We start from the raw sequence: 2,031 nt of genomic DNA on the forward strand, positions 1-2,031 counted from the left end.
GGACATGAGTATTTACTGAAAAGAATGAGGGAGCAAGGCATTTCAGATGTTTTAGACATACATAGAAAAAATGTCGGCTTATAGAACTGTAATCCAATAGGACCACCAGCTGCAAGTATGTTTGACAAGATAAAAGATTCTTATGGGGAATATTAATTCGAAAATCAGTGAAGAAAGATGATGTAATAAATACACTGTTAGGATTAAACATTAGGAGGGTTAATTTATGATAATAATGAATAATTACTCTAAGACAGAGACGTATATTATTTTAGAGCCTAGCGGATATTCAATAGTTAAAAAAATTAAAGTCCCGTTTATTAGACAAGGTGTCGGAGGATTTAGTGAAGATGGACAAATAATTGGTATTTATGTTAAAGATAACAAATTATTTTTTTTCTATAATGGCAAATCATTTGAAACATCTTTAGAAAATCTAGTATGTATAAATAATTATGTTTCAAACTCGAAAAGAATCTTTAGTGTAACAATTGGAGGGCAAAATATCTGTAATATAGCTTACGAGCCTTTTATTGATCCAGGAATGATTTATTATGATGCAGATCCTAATGAGTTTGATGTCTTGCTTTACATAAGTGAGTTATTGAAGAACATGGATTCTATTAGGAGTTTTATGAACGGAATGGAAATGATTAGAAAACAAAATTCAGGCTAGTCCATTGACATCAAAACTAATGAGCTAATCTCATAATAGTCTGATTCACAGAAAGAACGCACCGAATTTGCATGTAGGTTTCGAAAAAGCGGTTAGGCTGCGGGTTGCTCTTTCCATAATTGCTGGTTCATTTGATGGTCAGCCAACGGGGATGCCCTATAAACCAAGACCATTAAAGGAGATGGAGAAATAGTACAAGGACATCATTCATATAGCGCTTCACAGAATCCGCACTTAGGGAATAAAGGGGAAATTAGATAGCCAGCTACCCTAAATGAGCATTTTAAAGGTTGGCATGGCGGTAATTGGAAAAATAGCCTACCAGGTCAACCGATGAATCTTACTGAGGAGATATTTAAATGGCTAAAATGAATGTGCGAATAGAAAAAGAAGATAATGAGGTTAAGTACATCTCTATTTTAAGAAGAAAGACTAATAAGAGTATATCTGAAGTAAAAGAATTAATTAATAATAATGATTTTATCTTATCGTATAATCTATTAGACATTAATGAATTGTTAGAAATGAAAAAAATAGTAAGTTTACTATTAAAAGCTGGTGCTAAAGTTCATGTATATGAAGACAATAGAGAGATTAATATTGAGTTTTTAGATAATCTTATAGAATCTTATTTAGATACAGAAAGTTATCTGGAAGAAGTTGATGAGAAAATGTTTAATGAAGATTAAAACAGCTTTTTTGGTAGATTCCGAAGGCGAACGAATTCGTCACGCATCACACGAAGGAATTTGTTATCGAGATGTAGTTGAATCTTTTCGTCTTGACTACACTTCATGGGAAGATTGAATTCAAAACGAACAATGCACATAATATTGTGGTTCCTTATGGAGAACGCTTCGCAGGACAGAATATGGATGGCCCACCATGCACACAGAATGGTTTTACTGGGTCTATAAATGGTGAATTGGTTCCTGAATGGAAATTCAATGAGAGATATTTGCCTACCGATGGATCGGAATTATATAGAGTGTCGGACGGGTATTGAAAAACTAGTAAGTATATTTGATGATAATTTAAAGAGAGTTAAACCAATTGATTAATAAGGGAGAGAACTATATGGAGAAAGGGACTTTTGCAAAATATATGAATAAAACCTTTAGAGTGAGTGACAGAAATGGCAATCGTATAGAGTTAGTTAGTGAAGATCAAGCAGATGTGAACAATGGGTTTAAAGAATAAATTTATCCTAGCGACTATAAAAATAGGGATCGCTTACCCAAACTATATATCAAGGAAGTAAAGAAAGCAGATCTTGATGAACTTTATGAAGTAAATTATAAAGCAAAGTACAATGGAACGATTTTTAATTTGCATTTTAATGAAGCAAATACAAA

The 2,031-nt window shown here is 32.6% G+C and carries 3 protein-coding genes; all 3 read left to right on the forward strand.

Going from position 1 to position 2,031, the window contains the following annotated elements; genetic code table 11:
• Positions 1–226: 226 nt before the first annotated feature.
• The 3 genes from A374_RS01475 (at position 227) to A374_RS21225 (ending at position 1,876) form a co-directional block, all read left to right on the forward strand.
• The gene (locus A374_RS01475; RefSeq protein ID WP_007200395.1) at positions 227–676 is read left to right on the forward strand and encodes a hypothetical protein; all 450 of its coding nucleotides are present in this window, start codon (positions 227–229) and stop codon (positions 674–676) included.
• A 359-nt stretch (positions 677–1,035) separates the two neighbouring features.
• Positions 1,036–1,365 (forward strand): hypothetical protein, encoded by a 330-nt coding sequence (locus tag A374_RS01480; RefSeq protein WP_007200396.1) that lies wholly within the window; start codon positions 1,036–1,038, stop codon positions 1,363–1,365.
• A 388-nt stretch (positions 1,366–1,753) separates the two neighbouring features.
• Positions 1,754–1,876 (forward strand): hypothetical protein, encoded by a 123-nt coding sequence (locus A374_RS21225; protein ID WP_274517040.1) that lies wholly within the window; start codon positions 1,754–1,756, stop codon positions 1,874–1,876.
• Positions 1,877–2,031: the final 155 nt, after the last annotated feature.

The organism is Fictibacillus macauensis ZFHKF-1, from assembly GCF_000269865.1.
GTDB classification, from domain to species: domain Bacteria; phylum Bacillota; class Bacilli; order Bacillales; family Fictibacillaceae; genus Fictibacillus_C; species Fictibacillus_C macauensis.

Excerpts from the sequence above, each read along its gene's own strand:
- A374_RS21225 (WP_274517040.1), top strand. The coding sequence starts at position 1,754 with ATGGAGAAAGGGACTTTTGCAAAATATATGAATAAAACCTTTAGAGTG.
- A374_RS01480 (WP_007200396.1), top strand. The coding sequence starts at position 1,036 with ATGGCTAAAATGAATGTGCGAATAGAAAAAGAAGATAATGAGGTTAAG.
- A374_RS01475 (WP_007200395.1), top strand. The coding sequence starts at position 227 with ATGATAATAATGAATAATTACTCTAAGACAGAGACGTATATTATTTTA.